This is a genomic window from Methanocella sp. (assembly GCF_035506375.1).
Taxonomy (GTDB): Archaea; Halobacteriota; Methanocellia; order Methanocellales; family Methanocellaceae; genus Methanocella.
This window is the reverse complement of the sequence record NZ_DATJPM010000027.1, coordinates 1-14,183: the sequence shown is the minus strand read 5'-3', so window position 1 is coordinate 14,183 and position 14,183 is coordinate 1. Positions and strand designations below refer to the sequence as shown.

The following is a 14,183-nucleotide window of genomic DNA, read 5'->3' as shown; positions in this document are numbered from 1 at the left end:
CATCTCTGCGCTGATATTGGTTAAGATACCTTTTTAGCGTTCCCGGAATCCTTGTCCATGATCCCGAAAACCTTGTTCATGGTACCCTGGAGCTTGAGCGCGAATACGCCAAGCACTATGCCATCGGCGACGGCGAAGATGCCGATCACCTGCGCCAGGGCGATGGCCCCGGTCTGGGGATTCAATATCATCATGACCCCGACGACGATCGAAAGGATGCCGCAGATAAAGTACAGCCACTCGCCCGCGAACACTCTGCTCAACTCGATTGAGGAGATCACCTGCAGAATGCCGAACAGGATGAAGAAGAACGCTATGACGTACAGCAGCGAAAGCGCGCTGATGTTAGGCCAGAGGAACACGCCGATGCCCGCCGCAAGGGCGATGATGCATCCCAGGAGCCGGACCCACCATTTTCCATCCTTGATCGTCACGGCCTGCCACAACTGCAAAACGCTGACGGCGATGGCAAAGACCCCGAACAATAACACGAAGGTCGCGATCGTCAGGCCGGGCATGAAGAAGACGAGGAGCCCGAATATGATCAAGAGGATGCTCCCCAGGAGCATGCTCCACCATTGGTCGTTCCACGCCGAGCGGATCTTTTCTTCAAAATTTCCTATAATCTTTTTACTATTATTATCTTCCATAATATCACCATATGTTTGCCGTTAAATAATGACTGATTTTTAGTCACGAATTTTTGTACGGGGAAATCCATCAAAGCGCAGTCCTCCAGGAGTTTCAGGGGATCAGCCGGATGCTTCCCGGCTTGATACCCAACACTTTGATGTAGATGTCTTCCATCGCCCGTATCAGGCGGTAAGCGTTGTCGCGATCGGGCGTGTTCGCCAGTATGCGCTCGAAATCGAGTTGCATATTTAACAACAGCCCGATGGCCTCCCGCGGGTACGGCACGTTGAACACGCCTTCCTTGTCGCCGGCTTCGACGAGCGTTACCATGTAGGGTACGAGCTCGTCTGCCATCTTCTTCTGGGATTTCAGGTACAGGACCGCGTTCTCTTCCGATCGGACCAGCCTGATAAACCGTCTGCGGTCATCGCTGGGGTTTAAATTTATGATCGCATGCATCTTTTCCAGCGGGCTCAGCTTTTCATCGGTAGCGATCGATTCCAGTATCGCAAGGGTCTGCCGCATCTCATATTCGACGACGGCGTCCAGCAGCTCGTACTTGCTCTTGAAATGGTAGTAGAACGTCCCCTGGGCCAGGCCGACCTTTTTGACGATATCGTTGACCGATACCTGATCGTAGCCCTTTTCGCGGAAAAGATCGAAAGCCGCGGCCACGATCTCCTGCTTCCTGACTTCCGGATCCTTGGACACTCTTCTTCCCATTTTTATTCACCAGCAATTCGTGACCGACTATTAGTCACGAATCCCCCCCATATCGATTATGCTATTTATAGTTAACCCCCTAGGAGTTGTAGACCATATAATCTCCGCCAGGATCATCAGTTATCGCCACATTATATGTTTAACTTTCAGACTACTGTCGGCCTCTCGTCTTAACATTAACCGCCTCTTTAGTATCATGCCAGGCATGCACCTTCACATGGTCTATAAAAGTTTGAGGGATATCGCAGCCCACATGACCAGAAACGGCATGAGGTCTTCGACTGGCCGGTCTTCGAGGCGGCCGGGATGCGCGAGGAATACCCCCATTTATTATATTGAGGGCACGGAGGCTTAAGCCCCTTGGCCCCATATTTCGCTTTTCGCTTAAAACTTGTACCCGAGCAGATTCCAGAAGTTCAAGGACCAGAGGAATGCCACAGGGGCGACCAAGACGATCGTATATTGGACCCTCCCGGGCAAGCTCCAGTACCGCCGGTACCGGGCTAGTGCCGGCGGTCCCGACCGTCAGCAACGCTGCGACGATGCGCATCGTGAGCACGCGAGCAGCGAGAGCGGGACGCCGTAGGCCAAATCATTTATCGATGTTGCCAGGAGCGGCGCGAAGCCCGCGATGAAGCCGATGCACAGGACACAGGCCAGGGCTGCGGTCCATCTCGCGAGCGACTGCATTCTGTCCAGAGCCTTTTGTTTCCTGCGGTTGAGGAGCCAGGAGACGGGCCATGCGATAAGCGTCGAGAGGAACGTGAGCAGGCCCAGGGCCAGCAGGACCATATGGAAGCTGGCGGTTTGGTACCATTCCGCTTTCACGAGCGACCCGCCCCCGGGTCGCTGCCGACCCCGATTTTTTAAAAGGGTTATAATAAAGACGCGAAAATTAAGAAATTTTTGACCAATGGTATGATTATAAATCCTTATCGACACGTAGTGATATACTCACGGATACGGATAAAAGGCTGCTATAGAGCCTAAACTTGTATCTGGCCGTCCCGTGGGGGCGCCCTAGCAATATTTTTTCTATTAATGGGGTCGACGCCCTGCCTGATGGCAGGGCTACTCGGCGTTTTGGGTTCTCCGATGTCGGGGCAGGAATAAATATTAAGTGGGCTTTGCCACCTTTTGCGGTAATCCCCGGAGTTCGAGCGCTAAAGCGCATATGAATATGCCGTAGGCGATGGCGAAGATGCCGATGGTCTGCGCCAGGGCGATGGCCCCCGTCAAAGGCCTGATTACCAGTAAAACCCCGACGATGACCGCCAGTATGCCGCTGATAACGTATAGCCACTCGTTCTTTATCACCTTGCGCATTTCGATGGCCGCGATCGCCTGCAATACGCCCGTCATGATCAGGTAGAGCGCGATGATGTACAATAGAGTCAGCGCGCTGATCTTCGGCCACAGGAAGACGACGACGCCCGCGGCTATGGCGACGAGGCCCTGTAAGAGCCTGGCCCACCATCTCCCGTCCTTGACCGTTACCGCCTGGAGCAGCAGCAGTATGCCGTCGGCGATGGCGAAGGCCCCGAACAAGAGCACGAAGAACGCCACGGTCAGGCCAGGCATAAAGAACACAAGGAGCCCGAAGATAATAGCGATCGCGCCCCGCAGTAGCACGTCCCACCAGACGCCGTTCCACGCCCACTTGAGCATATTCTCGATGTTACTTTCAACATTCTCTGCCATTATACCACCAACAATTATAATTATAATTTAACTATAATAAAACACCTTTGGGCTGGAAAAAAGGCCGGCAATCTAAAAACCCCGGGCTCGCATCACCGAGTGGTCATATTAAATTATAATTACAAAGAACGTAGCACCTCTTTCAGGAGACCTCGATCTTCCGGGGGCACTATAGATACATAGCTTATTGTCCGGCTTCATGCACTTTTACTATAGGTAATATGTTACCTGAACGAAACCCTTATATACTTTGGTAATATATTACCAATAGTTAAGGTAAGATGTTACCTATTGAGGAGAAATAAGCAATGGACAGGAGGATCATTATCATCGCTTCGGCCCTCATCGCCGTGCTCGCCATTTTTGCGTCCGGCGCGGGGATGTTCATGAACGGGTTGTATAAGAACGACACGAAATCGGGCGCGGCCCAGGAGCAGGGCAACGACCTGGTCACGCTGGTTTTGTGCGTCCCGCTGCTCGTAGTGTCCACGTACTTTGCCGCAAAGGGCTCGCTTCGGGGAAGGCTCATATGGACGGGCATTGTGTTCTACTTCCTCTATACATATGCCATGATGTCCTTCATGACGGCCTACAATAGGCTCTTCCTGGTCTACGTGGCCATCTACTCGCTTTCGCTCTACGCGTTCGGGGCGAGCCTGCTCACGCTCGACGTCAACGTCGTCGGGCAGAGCCTGGCGAATGCGCCGGTAAGGGCCGCAGCAGTGTTCATGTTCCTGATGAGCCTGATGCTGACGGCGATGTGGCTCGGGACCATCGTCCCGCCGCTGATGGCTGGAGAGAAGCCCGCCCTGCTGGAGACGTACACCACGATGGTCATCCAGGCGATGGACCTGGGCATCCTGGTGCCGCTGGGCCTCATCACCGGATACCTGCTCCTGAGGCGGAACGCCTGGGGGTACGCCCTCGCGTCGATCGTCCTCATCAAGGCCGCGACCTACGGCACGGCTGTCCTGGCGATGGCCCTGTTCCAGGTGCTGAACGGCATCGAGGTTTTCGTGCCGTTCGCCCTGGCGCTCATCGTGCTCGTGCTTGCCGCCATAGGGCTGAACGTCATGTTCTATGGTAAGATGAAGGCTCCGGCGACCACCGGAGCGGTATAATATGGAGGGAAAGTAATGGCAAGCGTAATCTACTATTCCATGACGGGTAATACGAAGAAGATGGCCTCGGCCGTCGCGGAAGAGCTGGGCGTCAAGGCCCTGAGCGTAAAAGAAACCGGTCTGCCTGAGGACGGGACCCTGTTCATCGGATCCGGCTGCTACGGGGATAAGCCGGGCGAGGACATGGCGAAGTTCATCGCCGCCAATGACTTCACGGGCAGGAAAGTAGCCCTGTTCGGCACCTCGGGGGCCGGCGCCGGGAAAGAGGTGTCGGCCATGGCGGAAGCGCTAAAAAATAAGGGAGCCAGTATCCTCGGGAGCTACCACAGCAAAGGCAGGGCGTTCCTCGTCGTGAATATCGGGCACCCGGACCGGGATGAGATGGAAGGCGCGAGGCAGTTCGCGAGGGAGATGACGAGGATTGGTTGAAGCGGAGGAAGCGAAGGCAGGGTTCGCCTCGAGCCGGCTGGACATGGCGAGGTTCTCGCTCATCATGGTATTCCTGGTAGGGCAGCGGTGGAGGTACGTCATCGAGAAGGAGCTGGAGCCGGATGGCATCACGGCGAAGCAGTGGCTCATGGCGATCGTCGTCGCGAACGGGTTCAAGACGCCCCCGTCGATCCAGGAGGTGGCGGACGCCCTGAGCAACACGCACCAGAACGTCAAGCAGATCGCCGACGGCATGGAAAAGCGGGGCTTCATGAGGCTCTGGCGGGATGAAAAGAACAAGCGTATCATCCGCATGCAGGTGACAGACAAATGCATCGCCCTGTTTAAGGACCGGGAGGAGAAGGACGTGCAGAGTATCTTCAGCATGTTCGAGAACCTGACCGACGAGGAAATGGGCGCGCTGTTCGGTATCATCGCTAAGATAGAGCACCGGGCGAGCCAGCTATATGAGAACGCAAAAGCGGCCAGATCTGGCAGAGTGAAGGAGGATTAACATGAAGCTGAAAAGCATTTTGATCGTTATCATAGCGGTTATTATCGTGGCAGTTTTAACGATGTTCGCCGCCATGGTGTCTGTGATCTTCGATGTAATGAGCTATACGGCGACCGGGCACGAGACGCTGAGCCCCTCCGGGGCGGAGTCGGGAAAGGCGCTCGTCGTCTATAATCCTGGCATAACCGGAAGCGCAAAGAGCGCTGCCGTCAAGATCGCGGGAGACCTGCAGGCAAAGGGATACGTCGTCGACCTGTGCGGCATCCGCAGCGCGGACGCCGGTAAAACGGCGGGATACAACGTCATCGTCGTGGGCGGCCCCGTCTACGTGGGTAATGCCAGCAGCTCGGTCAAGTCGTACCTGAGTGCGCTCGTGCCGGACAGCGGCACGAAGGTAGGAGTATTTGGCACGGGCAGCGTGGCACTGGACAGCGAAGACCTCGCGACCGTCCTTAAAAACGTGGCTTCGGTCGACAGCCCTGCCTCGATCAAGGCAGCGCTTAAGCTCCTCACTCAGGATAACGCCGATATTAAATGCTCGACATTCGTGGATGAGCTCCTGCGTTAGAGAATATAAAATTCGCATGCTGTCATAAAAGGTGTACAAATGGTGTTCGAGAGCATGACAAAAAAACGATGGCTGAGCCTCATCCTCATCGTCATCGTGGTAACGCTCTTTCGGACGATGATCCAGCCGCTCATACCCGAGAGCGGCCCGAGCCCGTTCCCGCCGAGCGGCTTCGTCCGGGCGGGGCTGATGCCCCTCGCGTTCGTAGTCTATGGCGTCATCATGCTGGGCCTGCTGGCGCTCGTGTTTATCCTGATACAGGATGGCCTTCCGGGGTCTAAGCTCGTAAAGGGGCTGACGTTTAGCCTGGCCTTCGGGGCGCTATGGTTCGTTTACCTGCTGGAGCCACTGCCACACGGCACCTGGCAACTGCCCCAGGCGCTATATTATCCCGTCGTAGACGGCGTTACGCTGGCGTTGATCGGACTGCTGCTCGGCCTGTTCGTGGCCACGGACTCGAAGGACAGGTTCACGTTTCCCGTGAACTCCGGGACGCTGGCGGCGCTCGCCATCCCGGCCATATTCGTGGCAGGACGATTAGTGAGCTACGATGTGTTCCACATATACTCCACGTTCGACGCAAGGACCTTCGACACGTTACTGTGGTGCACGGCGCTGGGCCTGTGGGTCGCCGCCATGTACCTGCTCCTCCGGCCGGGCCTGAAGGCCAATACACCTCTGGCGAAGGCCGCCTTCTTTGGAGTGGTCGTCTTTGGCTTGAACATCTTCCTGAATGACCTGTTCATGCCCATACCTTTCGCCATGCCGCTGTCGGGCCTGGGCATCTTCTCGTATGAGGATATGGCCGTCCGGACGGCCATGGATGTCATATCGGTGATAGTTGGCGTTTACGCCTATGAAAAGCTCAATACTCTAGAACATGCCTGACACCCAGCCCTCTTGCCTTGAGAGTTGTGTCCAGGTATTCTATTTTTTTAGGAGCTATTTTAATAATATTCATAAAGTCGGGGATGCTGACGCCCTTGAGGCCCCGGCGTTTTCTATAGGCCTCCGCGCCCTCCTCAAATATCTTCGACCCTGCTTTCCCGACTTCGGCGGTGCCCGTTATCTGTATGCCCTTGATGCTGTCCCAGCCGGTGAACTGGGTGTGTACGGCGACTGATACGCGCGGGTTCGAGGTAATGTTGGCGACCTTCTCGCCGCCCTCCGTTAAGATGTAGAGAGTGGTGCCATCCGGGAAGAACTCCACCGCCGACGCCCTGGGCACGTTGTTCGAGCAAGTCGCAAGCACGCACATGCCCTGGGTCCTCATGAAATCGATAATAAGACGCTCAAGCTCTTTATCGGTGACCATCGTTCCACCTACTCCATGGAGTCGTGTTTCCCTTTGGCTATATATCGTTTGCCATGCAATAACATGGCATTCATGTATTTTAATGCCAATTAAACATGAATGTCTTCAGGCAGGACTTATAAGAAAATATATAATGATAAAACATTAATAATCATAAAAAGCCTCATATAGGCGCATACATAATAATTTGGATAATTGATCGATCTCAGTGATTCTAATGGTTGAGCTAACGGTAATACAGCGGGAGATCCTTTCCGCGCTCATTAACTTATTCAGGGAGAAAGGCAGGGCCGTAAAGGGCGAGGAGATCTCGGAGCGGATTGACAGGAACCCCGGCACGGTCCGGAACCAGATGCAATCGCTCAAGGCGCTGGGCCTGGTGGAAGGCGTGCCCGGTCCGAAGGGCGGCTATAAGGCGACCGGCACGGCCTACGAGGCGCTGAACCTGACGCACATGGACAGGGAGGCCGACGTGGCCATCTACCGTAACGGCGAGCGGATCATGAACGCCAACGTGGCCGACATCGACCTGAACACGGTCCGCCACCCCGAGCTTTGCCGGGCCAGCGTGAAGATACTGGGCGACGCCCGGGTCTTCAACGTGGGCGACAGCATCCAGGTCGGGCCCACGCCCGTTAACAAGCTCGTCATACGGGGGGAGGTCGTCGGCCGGGACGACATCAACAGCGTCATCCTGTGCAGCATTAACGAGATGATCTCCATGCCCAAGAAGCCCGTGCGCGACTACATCAACCACCGGCTCATCACCATACCGGCGACGGCGACGGTCAAGGACGCCCTCATAGTGCTGGCGAAGCACGACATCCACGGGGCGCCCGTGGAGAAGGACGGGGACATCGTGGGCATCGTCACCTATACGGACATCGGCCGGGCCATTTCGGGCGGCAAGACTGACGATAATGTGACGGATATCATGACCCCGAATGTCATCTCCATAGACCAGGGGCAACCCATGTACGAGGCCGTGTCCGTCATGAACCAGAATAAGATCGGCCGACTTTTGGTTACGGAGGATGGCAAGCCTAAGGGCATGATCACCCGTATGGATGTCATCAGCAGGTTAACTACTTACTAGACTTTTTTCTACTATTATTTCAGCGCATCCTCGACCGACTTATTATCGAAGATTATCTTCTCGAGAGCCTTCGAAACCTTATCCGGGCTATCGCTCTGCCAGACGTTGCGGCCGACGGCGACGCCGGTAGCGCCCACGTCCAGGATATCCCTCGTCTGTTTTAAGAACACGTTCAGGTCCGACTTGAGGCCGCCGGCGCAGAGAACTTTAGCGCGGCCGGCCATGTCGACGACCTTCTTGAACGTTTCCTTCGAGCCGGTGTACTTGACCTTTAGCAGGTCGCATCCCAGCTCCAGGCCCACGCGTGCGCCGTAGGCGACGATGTTCGGGTCGGTGTCGTTCTCCACGTACTTGCCCCTCGGATACATCCAGCCGACGACGGGCAGGCCATAGTCCCGGGCACACTCCTGGACCTGGCGGAGGTCCTCCATGGCCTTTGACTCCAGCGGCGAGCCCACGTAGAGCGTGTAGCCGACGGCGTCGGCGCCCAGCTTCACGGCGTAGTCGACGGAGCAGACCACGGGCGAGAACGGCTCCACCTCGGCCTGCGCCTTCGCGATGTTGTCCTTGCCGTTCACCTTGACGATAAGGGGCACTTTACCGGAGTAGTTCTCGTGGTATTTTTCGGCCAGGCCCTTGTGAAAGATGAGGCCCGTGAACTTGTTGCGGAGGGCGATGTCGATGATGTACTCGGGGTTATAGTTCTTATCGTTAAAATCCTTAGGCCCGTGCTCCAGGCCCTGGTCGTAGGCCAAAAACATGGCCCGGCCGTTCCTGAATAATCGGGACATATACTTCTGGGATGGTTCGAGCATAATATAATATTTGCTCTTTAATATTATTTATTTTGGTGGCGCTTGAGGGCCTGGCGCAAAGGATAAGCACTACAAGCGCTATTCTCAATGGGGATGGAAGATGGATAGGCCGGGCCATTTCGGCGGAGCTATGTTGTTATTTTTCGGCATCATGTACTTCCTGCCGAAGGGCGACACGCTCCAGACGCTGGCGCTCTCGGTGACGGCGGGAGGCATAGCGGCGGCCATGTCCATGAAGCCCGACATGGATAAAAAGTTCTTCTGGGGCATCTTCCACAGGTGCTGGATCACGCACAGCCTGACCACCGTTGTGGCCGTAACGGCGGGCACCTTCGTGCTCTTCAGCTACGGCCTGCACGAGGGGGCGCTGGCGTACTACGCGACACTGGCCGCTTTCTGCGCCATATTCTCCCACGTGATGCTCGACTCACTCACGAAGATGGGCGTGCCCCTTTTCGGGCCGTTCGATAATACGATGCGGGGGCTGCGCTGGCTAAAAGGCTCTAACCCCCTCTGGAATTACTCGCTGCTCGTGGCTGGCGGGCTCATGATGCTCGCCTACTATGGGGTCTTTTAAAATTATGCTGCTGTGTTGAATTGTCCCGGCATTTAAGCTTCATAAGGGCATGGAAGACACTATTTTCACCACGGAGGCCAGTAGTTCCGTGTTTATGTCATGATGGTTTGCTGCTCTTTAAGGCACAACGGTGACGGAGGCACTATTTCTCACCACAGAGGCACGAAGAGCACGGAGGCTCACAAAGTCTTTTTTATAATTAAGAGACAAAGGACACAAAGCCGCTTTTTGAACTTATAAGATATAGGATATGAAGGCACAGGGGCAAAAAGTGCTCTTGTTCATTCCACTGTATCCTTCGTGCCCTGATCGCCAATGAACCGCTTTGTGTACTTTATTACTTACATATTAAAAAAAAGGCTTTGTGGGCCTTAGTGAACTCCGTGCCATTGTGGTGAGAAATAGTGCCTCCGTACACTCCGTGCACTTAAAATAAGATGTTCAACAGAGCAAAATTATACCGCCATGCCTTCGTGGATTGTCATATTAACAGGGTCACGAGGGGCAAAACGGCCAAGCTACCGACGGAAAAATCATAAACAATAGGGCACTGTGCCTTTAATATGTGACCAGGTCCCGAAGCGCGGCCTTCGGGTCCTTCGCCTTGACCACGCCCGACGCCAGAAGCACGCCGACAGTGCCCAGCTCCAGGGCAGCCTTCACGTCCTCGCCCTTCGAGATGCCGGCGCCGCAGAGCACTTTCACGTTCGGATCAGTTACGGCCGCGACGGAGTTCCGAACGATGCCCGGGTCGGCCTTGGATACCGGGATGCCGCTGCCGATGAGCTCGGGCGGCTCGATGGCCACATAGTCGGGCTTGAACTGCGAGACTTCCTTGACCTTCTCGATGCTTTCGGCGCACACCACCGAGGTCATGCCGTGCTTGCGCAGGATATCGACGCACTTTTTAATTTCCTCCAGCGGCCGCCGGTCCTCGGAATGGTTGATGAGCGAGCCGTTGACCCCGCAGAACTGGAGGGACTGGGGCAGGATGTGGCCCGTATGGCTGCCGGGCTCGATGGGGTCGACGTGCTGCGAAAAGATCTCGATGCCGTAGCCTTTGTGGTGGAACAGCTCGGGGGTCTGGGGGCAGGCGATGATGCGGATACCGGTCTCCTGCATGACGTCGCGGGCGGCCCAGGTGAGCTGGCGGCCCTTGTCTCCGGAGCTTTCGAGATACGTCTTATAGTTGAGAATGATGATGGGCTTCTGCATGATGATCAAAATAATGTCGGCGGGTGCGATTATAATTGTTTCTCAAAACTGGAAGAATGGCCGTTATCCATAGCACCTTTTAAGTATGCGGCAGATGGCGAGCGAGACCCAGAGCCTGGTCGCCGGTTTATCGGGGCTTCGATGGATCCTCGAATAAGAGACGTTCCAAAGGCCGTCCGGCCGCTGGTGCCTGATGAGCCATTCCAGAGCATTTCGAACGTCATCGTCCCCGGCCGTGAACCCCATGAGGGAAAGGGTATCGAGCGCGGATACCAGGTTCGTCCACCAGAAAGGGAACTGGAACCGGACCCAGTTATCGGGATGGCCGTAGGAGGACCAGTTGTCCTTTTTAAAAAGCATGGATTTCAAGAGGCGGGCTGCCCGCATGGCTTCGGGACTTTTACGGTAGCGCGGATGCGCCGCGAACGCCCGCAATACCATGCCCGTGCCGGCGGCCGAGAAGGGCTTTGAAGGGTCGAACGCCCGGGCCGTCTTCCTCCCTGGGTCCGATACCAGGCCCTCGAGCTCGGCCCTGGTAAGCTTTCCCAGTCCCAGTATGCCGGGGCTGCCGATGATCCAGCCCCCGTCCTCCTGCCTCACGTTGAGCAGCCACCGGAGCCCTTTTTCAATTCTGGGATCGTCCCCATAGCCCGCCTTTATCAAGAGTGACATGATGGCGCCCGTATAGTAGGGCGCGTATTGATTGGCCAGGATGCCCCGGATGTCGCCCTCGCCGGTCTGGCGGGCGAAGACGTATTCGGCGGACTTCACAATGGCCATGTGTGGCCTGCCCATGCCATACTGGTCCACCAAAAATCGCAGCTGTTTCCAGGTTTCGAGAAGGCTATATTTCACGCCATTGCATGTCGTCCGGCCAGGATATTTCCAGGAGCCGTCGGGCCGCTGTTTTCGGACGATCCTGGCGACATCTGGAAGTTGATGAATACGTTCGATGGGCCCCGCATCGAGCCCGAGCAGGTCCCTTCGGGTAAAATATTCGATGGCATCGGAGCCCGTTAAAGGCCGAATAGGGTCATATTTTAGTCGTGAGGCCCAGTCAGACATCATATGCCCATATGGAGGGACCGATGTTAAAGCTTGTTTATGTGGACGGGGAAAATGTCTAAAATTTATTTATAGGTCCGTCGGGCATATTAGGACTGGGATAATGGTCATCTATGGATAAGATAAAAGTGCTCGGCTTCGCTGGAAGCCTGCGAAAAGGCTCGTACAATAAGGCGCTGCTCCGCACGGCCCGGGAGGAATCGCCGGAGGACATGGAGCTAGAGGTCTTCGACATCGAAGGTATACCGCCCTATAACCAGGACCTGGACAACGACATGCCGGCCAGGGTAAAGGAATTCAAGCAAAAGATCAAGGCAGCCGACGCCATCCTGATCGCGACGCCGGAGTATAACTACTCGGTGCCGGGCGTCCTCAAGAACGCCATCGACTGGGCCTCGCGGCCACCGGGCGATAACTCCTGGGACGATAAGCCCGTGGCCGTCATGAGCGCCTCCATCGGCATGATCGCCGGGGCGAGGGCGCAGTACCACCTGCGGCAGACGTTCGTCTACGTCAACATGCACGCGTTAAATCGCCCCGAGGTCATGGTGCCCTTCGTAGCGGACAAGGTCGACGCCAGCGGTAAAGTGACGGACGCGAAGACGCGGGAGAAAGTAAAAGAAATGATGGTGGGCCTGGCCGCCTGGACGAGAAGGCTGAGAGTAAAATAAGATCACTGATATATGCCGGCCATCCACGGATAACAGCCTCCACTCCATGTATTCATCGGTCGCTATCGGAAGAGGGAACTGGCGTTTGTGAATCTTCTCCATCTCCGGGTTGGCCATGACGATGTTGCCGGCCGGCGCCTGGAGAATGAGGATACCCATGGGCAGGATATCCAGTATTTGCCTGAGATAGCCGGACCTTATAAAATCGTGATCCGCCATCTTCGTACCATTAGTAGCTTCCATAAATGTGCTGAATACAATTCTGCGCGCAGGGTTATAACAGATTCATTATAATTTACCGTATATTCAAGTTAAAAATAGCGTTCGGCGGAGGCTTTTCGGGCATCAGTCGGCCATCAGGCCGATGCTACGCCGCGCGGAGCGCTCGTGCACAATGGCGGGGTAATGAGCGTTTTTTCCGAAGGATAAAACGCTGCTCAGGGCTTGCGTATGAGCACGCTGCATCAGCAGCCGTGCGAATAGGGTGCAAGCCCGGCCCTGACATCGTAGCTCCCGAAAAGACAGAGTAGCCCGCCATCGGGCGGGCGTCGAACCGCTAAAAAGTAAAAGTAGAAGAAGGATGGCTCACGCCACCCATGGGTCCTTTTTCAGAAATCGGTCATGATGCGGTACTGATCGATCTCGTCCTTGTGCATGGCCCCGAGGAAAGCCCTGGTGGCGCCCTCGATGTCCTTTGCGTTGGTGATGGCCCTGCCCACGACGAGTATGTCCGCGCCGCCCTTGATGGCGACCTCGACGTTCTCGACCTTCACGCCGCCGGCGACCGCGACGAGCAGCTTCCTGCCGCCCGCGGCTTTTTTAATTCCTGCGATGTTGCCCCAGGCGTGCTCTGCCTTCTGGCCCTCGGTGTCTATGCCGCGGTGGAGCTCGACGATGTCCGGCTTGTGCTTGAGGGACTCGACGACCTTCGCCGGGCTCTCCACGTTGAGCATGTCGATGATGGAGTAGATGCCCACCTTTCGGGCCTCCTCGACGAACTTCTCGATGGTCTCCTGCGGGGCGAGGCCCGAGCAGACGACAGCATCAGCAGTCGCGTCCGCCGCCATCCTGGCCTCCAGGTTACCGGTGTCCAGGGTCTTCAGGTCGGCCACGATGAAGGCGTCCCTCTTGATGGCCCGGATCTTGCTGATCACTTCGAGGCCGTAACGCTTGATGAGCGGCGTACCCGCCTCGATGATGATGTGGTCGTTCTTCGGGGCCTGGGTGAGCACTCGCTCCACGACGCCCAGGTCTGGCGCGTCGATGGCGATCTGCAAATAAGGAGGATCCCAGAGGCGCATGATCTTGTAGCCCATGATGGCGTGCATGCCCCTGTCCTTCTCGTACGTGACCTTGTCGACGGACGGGAAGCCCTCCATGGCCCTGGCGAGCGCCAGCTTGGTGGCCCCGTAGTTGTACTTGTAAATGCGCGTATAATCCTTCGCCGCCGGGTGAACGAAAACTGAGACGATGAGAACGATGTCTTCGACCATATCCTTAGGGATGGCGCCTTCCTCGACCGCGTCCGCGACGGCCTTCGCGACGGCCGCCTGGGCGGGGCCGAAGATCTGGGACGCCTGGTCCAGGTTCTTGACGGTTACTTTCGGCACGATGAGCGTTGCGGGCTTCGGGATGAGGTTGGGCCTGACGACCGCCAGCAGCGGGGTGTGCCCCGCGGACATGTTCGTCATGCCGTTGGCGAAAGCCATGCCGACCGGGCCGGCCTTGTCTCCGACTAAC

At 56.2% G+C, this 14,183-nt stretch carries 17 protein-coding genes; 8 read left to right on the top strand and 9 right to left on the bottom strand.

The annotated features are described in order from the left end of the window. Positions 1 to 20 precede the first annotated feature (20 nt). From VMC84_RS03070 to VMC84_RS03055, 4 genes are all read right to left on the bottom strand, one after another. Positions 21 to 650 carry an HdeD family acid-resistance protein gene (locus VMC84_RS03070; protein ID WP_325378028.1) on the bottom strand — a complete coding sequence of 210 codons (630 nt, stop codon included), beginning with the start codon at positions 648 to 650 and terminating at the stop codon, positions 21 to 23. Between the two features lie 94 nt (positions 651 to 744). Then, positions 745 to 1,356 carry a TetR/AcrR family transcriptional regulator gene (locus VMC84_RS03065; protein WP_325378026.1) on the bottom strand — a complete coding sequence of 204 codons (612 nt, stop codon included), beginning with the start codon at positions 1,354 to 1,356 and terminating at the stop codon, positions 745 to 747. A 525-nt stretch (positions 1,357 to 1,881) separates the two neighbouring features. Continuing rightward, positions 1,882 to 2,184: a hypothetical protein gene (locus VMC84_RS03060; RefSeq protein WP_325378024.1), complete on the bottom strand. Its 303-nt coding sequence runs from the start codon at positions 2,182 to 2,184 to the stop codon at positions 1,882 to 1,884. Between the two features lie 288 nt (positions 2,185 to 2,472). Further along, positions 2,473 to 3,057: an HdeD family acid-resistance protein gene (locus VMC84_RS03055; protein ID WP_325378022.1), complete on the bottom strand. Its 585-nt coding sequence runs from the start codon at positions 3,055 to 3,057 to the stop codon at positions 2,473 to 2,475. A 308-nt stretch (positions 3,058 to 3,365) separates the two neighbouring features. On the opposite strand from VMC84_RS03055, the gene VMC84_RS03050 reads away from it, so the two are divergent. From VMC84_RS03050 to VMC84_RS03030, 5 genes are read left to right on the top strand one after another with little or no spacing between them, the layout of a single operon-like run. Next, the gene (locus VMC84_RS03050) at positions 3,366 to 4,178 is read left to right on the top strand and encodes a hypothetical protein (RefSeq protein ID WP_325378020.1); all 813 of its coding nucleotides are present in this window, start codon (positions 3,366 to 3,368) and stop codon (positions 4,176 to 4,178) included. Positions 4,179 to 4,193: 15 nt separating this feature from the next. Then, positions 4,194 to 4,607, top strand: coding sequence for a flavodoxin family protein (locus VMC84_RS03045; RefSeq protein WP_325378018.1), 414 nt, complete (start codon positions 4,194 to 4,196; stop codon positions 4,605 to 4,607). Continuing rightward, a complete protein-coding gene (locus VMC84_RS03040) occupies positions 4,600 to 5,121 on the top strand; it encodes a MarR family transcriptional regulator (protein WP_325378016.1) in 522 nt (173 codons plus the stop codon). The genes VMC84_RS03045 and VMC84_RS03040 overlap by 8 nt, the downstream gene beginning before the upstream one ends. Before the next feature lies 1 nt (position 5,122). Continuing rightward, positions 5,123 to 5,689, top strand: coding sequence for a hypothetical protein (locus VMC84_RS03035; RefSeq protein ID WP_325378014.1), 567 nt, complete (start codon positions 5,123 to 5,125; stop codon positions 5,687 to 5,689). Between the two features lie 39 nt (positions 5,690 to 5,728). Continuing rightward, on the top strand, positions 5,729 to 6,577 hold the full coding sequence (locus tag VMC84_RS03030) for a hypothetical protein (protein ID WP_325378012.1): 849 nt from the start codon (positions 5,729 to 5,731) through the stop codon (positions 6,575 to 6,577). On the opposite strand, the gene VMC84_RS03025 is transcribed toward VMC84_RS03030, so the two are convergent. After that, positions 6,555 to 7,004, bottom strand: a complete 450-nt coding sequence (locus VMC84_RS03025) for a pyridoxamine 5'-phosphate oxidase family protein (RefSeq protein ID WP_325378010.1) — start codon at positions 7,002 to 7,004, stop codon at positions 6,555 to 6,557. The genes VMC84_RS03030 and VMC84_RS03025 overlap by 23 nt on opposite strands. Positions 7,005 to 7,221: 217 nt before the next feature. On the opposite strand from VMC84_RS03025, the gene VMC84_RS03020 reads away from it, so the two are divergent. Beyond that, positions 7,222 to 8,100, top strand: coding sequence for a CBS domain-containing protein (locus tag VMC84_RS03020; protein WP_325378008.1), 879 nt, complete (start codon positions 7,222 to 7,224; stop codon positions 8,098 to 8,100). Positions 8,101 to 8,114: 14 nt separating this feature from the next. On the opposite strand, the gene VMC84_RS03015 is transcribed toward VMC84_RS03020, so the two are convergent. Then, positions 8,115 to 8,915: a fructose-bisphosphate aldolase gene (locus VMC84_RS03015; protein ID WP_325378006.1), complete on the bottom strand. Its 801-nt coding sequence runs from the start codon at positions 8,913 to 8,915 to the stop codon at positions 8,115 to 8,117. Between the two features lie 100 nt (positions 8,916 to 9,015). Here VMC84_RS03015 and VMC84_RS03010 point away from each other — a divergent pair, with 100 nt between their 5' ends. Next, complete coding sequence (locus VMC84_RS03010) at positions 9,016 to 9,492, top strand: metal-dependent hydrolase (protein WP_325378004.1); 477 nt, start codon at positions 9,016 to 9,018, stop codon at positions 9,490 to 9,492. Between the two features lie 558 nt (positions 9,493 to 10,050). Here the strand turns inward: VMC84_RS03010 and tpiA are convergent. Together tpiA and VMC84_RS03000 are read right to left on the bottom strand one after the other, a co-directional pair. Beyond that, positions 10,051 to 10,707: a triose-phosphate isomerase gene (gene tpiA, locus VMC84_RS03005; RefSeq protein ID WP_325378002.1), complete on the bottom strand. Its 657-nt coding sequence runs from the start codon at positions 10,705 to 10,707 to the stop codon at positions 10,051 to 10,053. Between the two features lie 63 nt (positions 10,708 to 10,770). Further along, positions 10,771 to 11,775, bottom strand: a complete 1,005-nt coding sequence (locus VMC84_RS03000) for a prenyltransferase/squalene oxidase repeat-containing protein (RefSeq protein WP_325378000.1) — start codon at positions 11,773 to 11,775, stop codon at positions 10,771 to 10,773. A 110-nt stretch (positions 11,776 to 11,885) separates the two neighbouring features. Here VMC84_RS03000 and VMC84_RS02995 point away from each other — a divergent pair, with 110 nt between their 5' ends. Beyond that, positions 11,886 to 12,443 carry an NAD(P)H-dependent oxidoreductase gene (locus VMC84_RS02995; RefSeq protein ID WP_325377998.1) on the top strand — a complete coding sequence of 186 codons (558 nt, stop codon included), beginning with the start codon at positions 11,886 to 11,888 and terminating at the stop codon, positions 12,441 to 12,443. 608 nt (positions 12,444 to 13,051) lie between these two features. On the opposite strand, the gene VMC84_RS02990 is transcribed toward VMC84_RS02995, so the two are convergent. Then, a partial coding sequence (locus tag VMC84_RS02990) for a bifunctional 5,6,7,8-tetrahydromethanopterin hydro-lyase/3-hexulose-6-phosphate synthase (protein WP_325377996.1) occupies positions 13,052 to 14,183 on the bottom strand: 1,132 nt, incomplete at its 5' end.

Excerpts from the sequence above, each read along its gene's own strand:
- VMC84_RS02995 (WP_325377998.1), top strand. The coding sequence starts at position 11,886 with ATGGATAAGATAAAAGTGCTCGGCTTCGCTGGAAGCCTGCGAAAAGGC.
- VMC84_RS03055 (WP_325378022.1), bottom strand. The coding sequence starts at position 3,057 with ATGGCAGAGAATGTTGAAAGTAACATCGAGAATATGCTCAAGTGGGCG.
- VMC84_RS03030 (WP_325378012.1), top strand. The coding sequence starts at position 5,729 with ATGGTGTTCGAGAGCATGACAAAAAAACGATGGCTGAGCCTCATCCTC.
- VMC84_RS03015 (WP_325378006.1), bottom strand. The coding sequence starts at position 8,915 with ATGCTCGAACCATCCCAGAAGTATATGTCCCGATTATTCAGGAACGGC.
- VMC84_RS03010 (WP_325378004.1), top strand. The coding sequence starts at position 9,016 with ATGGATAGGCCGGGCCATTTCGGCGGAGCTATGTTGTTATTTTTCGGC.
- VMC84_RS03035 (WP_325378014.1), top strand. The coding sequence starts at position 5,123 with ATGAAGCTGAAAAGCATTTTGATCGTTATCATAGCGGTTATTATCGTG.
- VMC84_RS03065 (WP_325378026.1), bottom strand. The coding sequence starts at position 1,356 with ATGGGAAGAAGAGTGTCCAAGGATCCGGAAGTCAGGAAGCAGGAGATC.
- tpiA (WP_325378002.1), bottom strand. The coding sequence starts at position 10,707 with ATGCAGAAGCCCATCATCATTCTCAACTATAAGACGTATCTCGAAAGC.
- VMC84_RS03020 (WP_325378008.1), top strand. The coding sequence starts at position 7,222 with ATGGTTGAGCTAACGGTAATACAGCGGGAGATCCTTTCCGCGCTCATT.
- VMC84_RS03000 (WP_325378000.1), bottom strand. The coding sequence starts at position 11,775 with ATGATGTCTGACTGGGCCTCACGACTAAAATATGACCCTATTCGGCCT.
- VMC84_RS03025 (WP_325378010.1), bottom strand. The coding sequence starts at position 7,004 with ATGGTCACCGATAAAGAGCTTGAGCGTCTTATTATCGATTTCATGAGG.
- VMC84_RS03070 (WP_325378028.1), bottom strand. The coding sequence starts at position 650 with ATGGAAGATAATAATAGTAAAAAGATTATAGGAAATTTTGAAGAAAAG.
- VMC84_RS03045 (WP_325378018.1), top strand. The coding sequence starts at position 4,194 with ATGGCAAGCGTAATCTACTATTCCATGACGGGTAATACGAAGAAGATG.
- VMC84_RS03050 (WP_325378020.1), top strand. The coding sequence starts at position 3,366 with ATGGACAGGAGGATCATTATCATCGCTTCGGCCCTCATCGCCGTGCTC.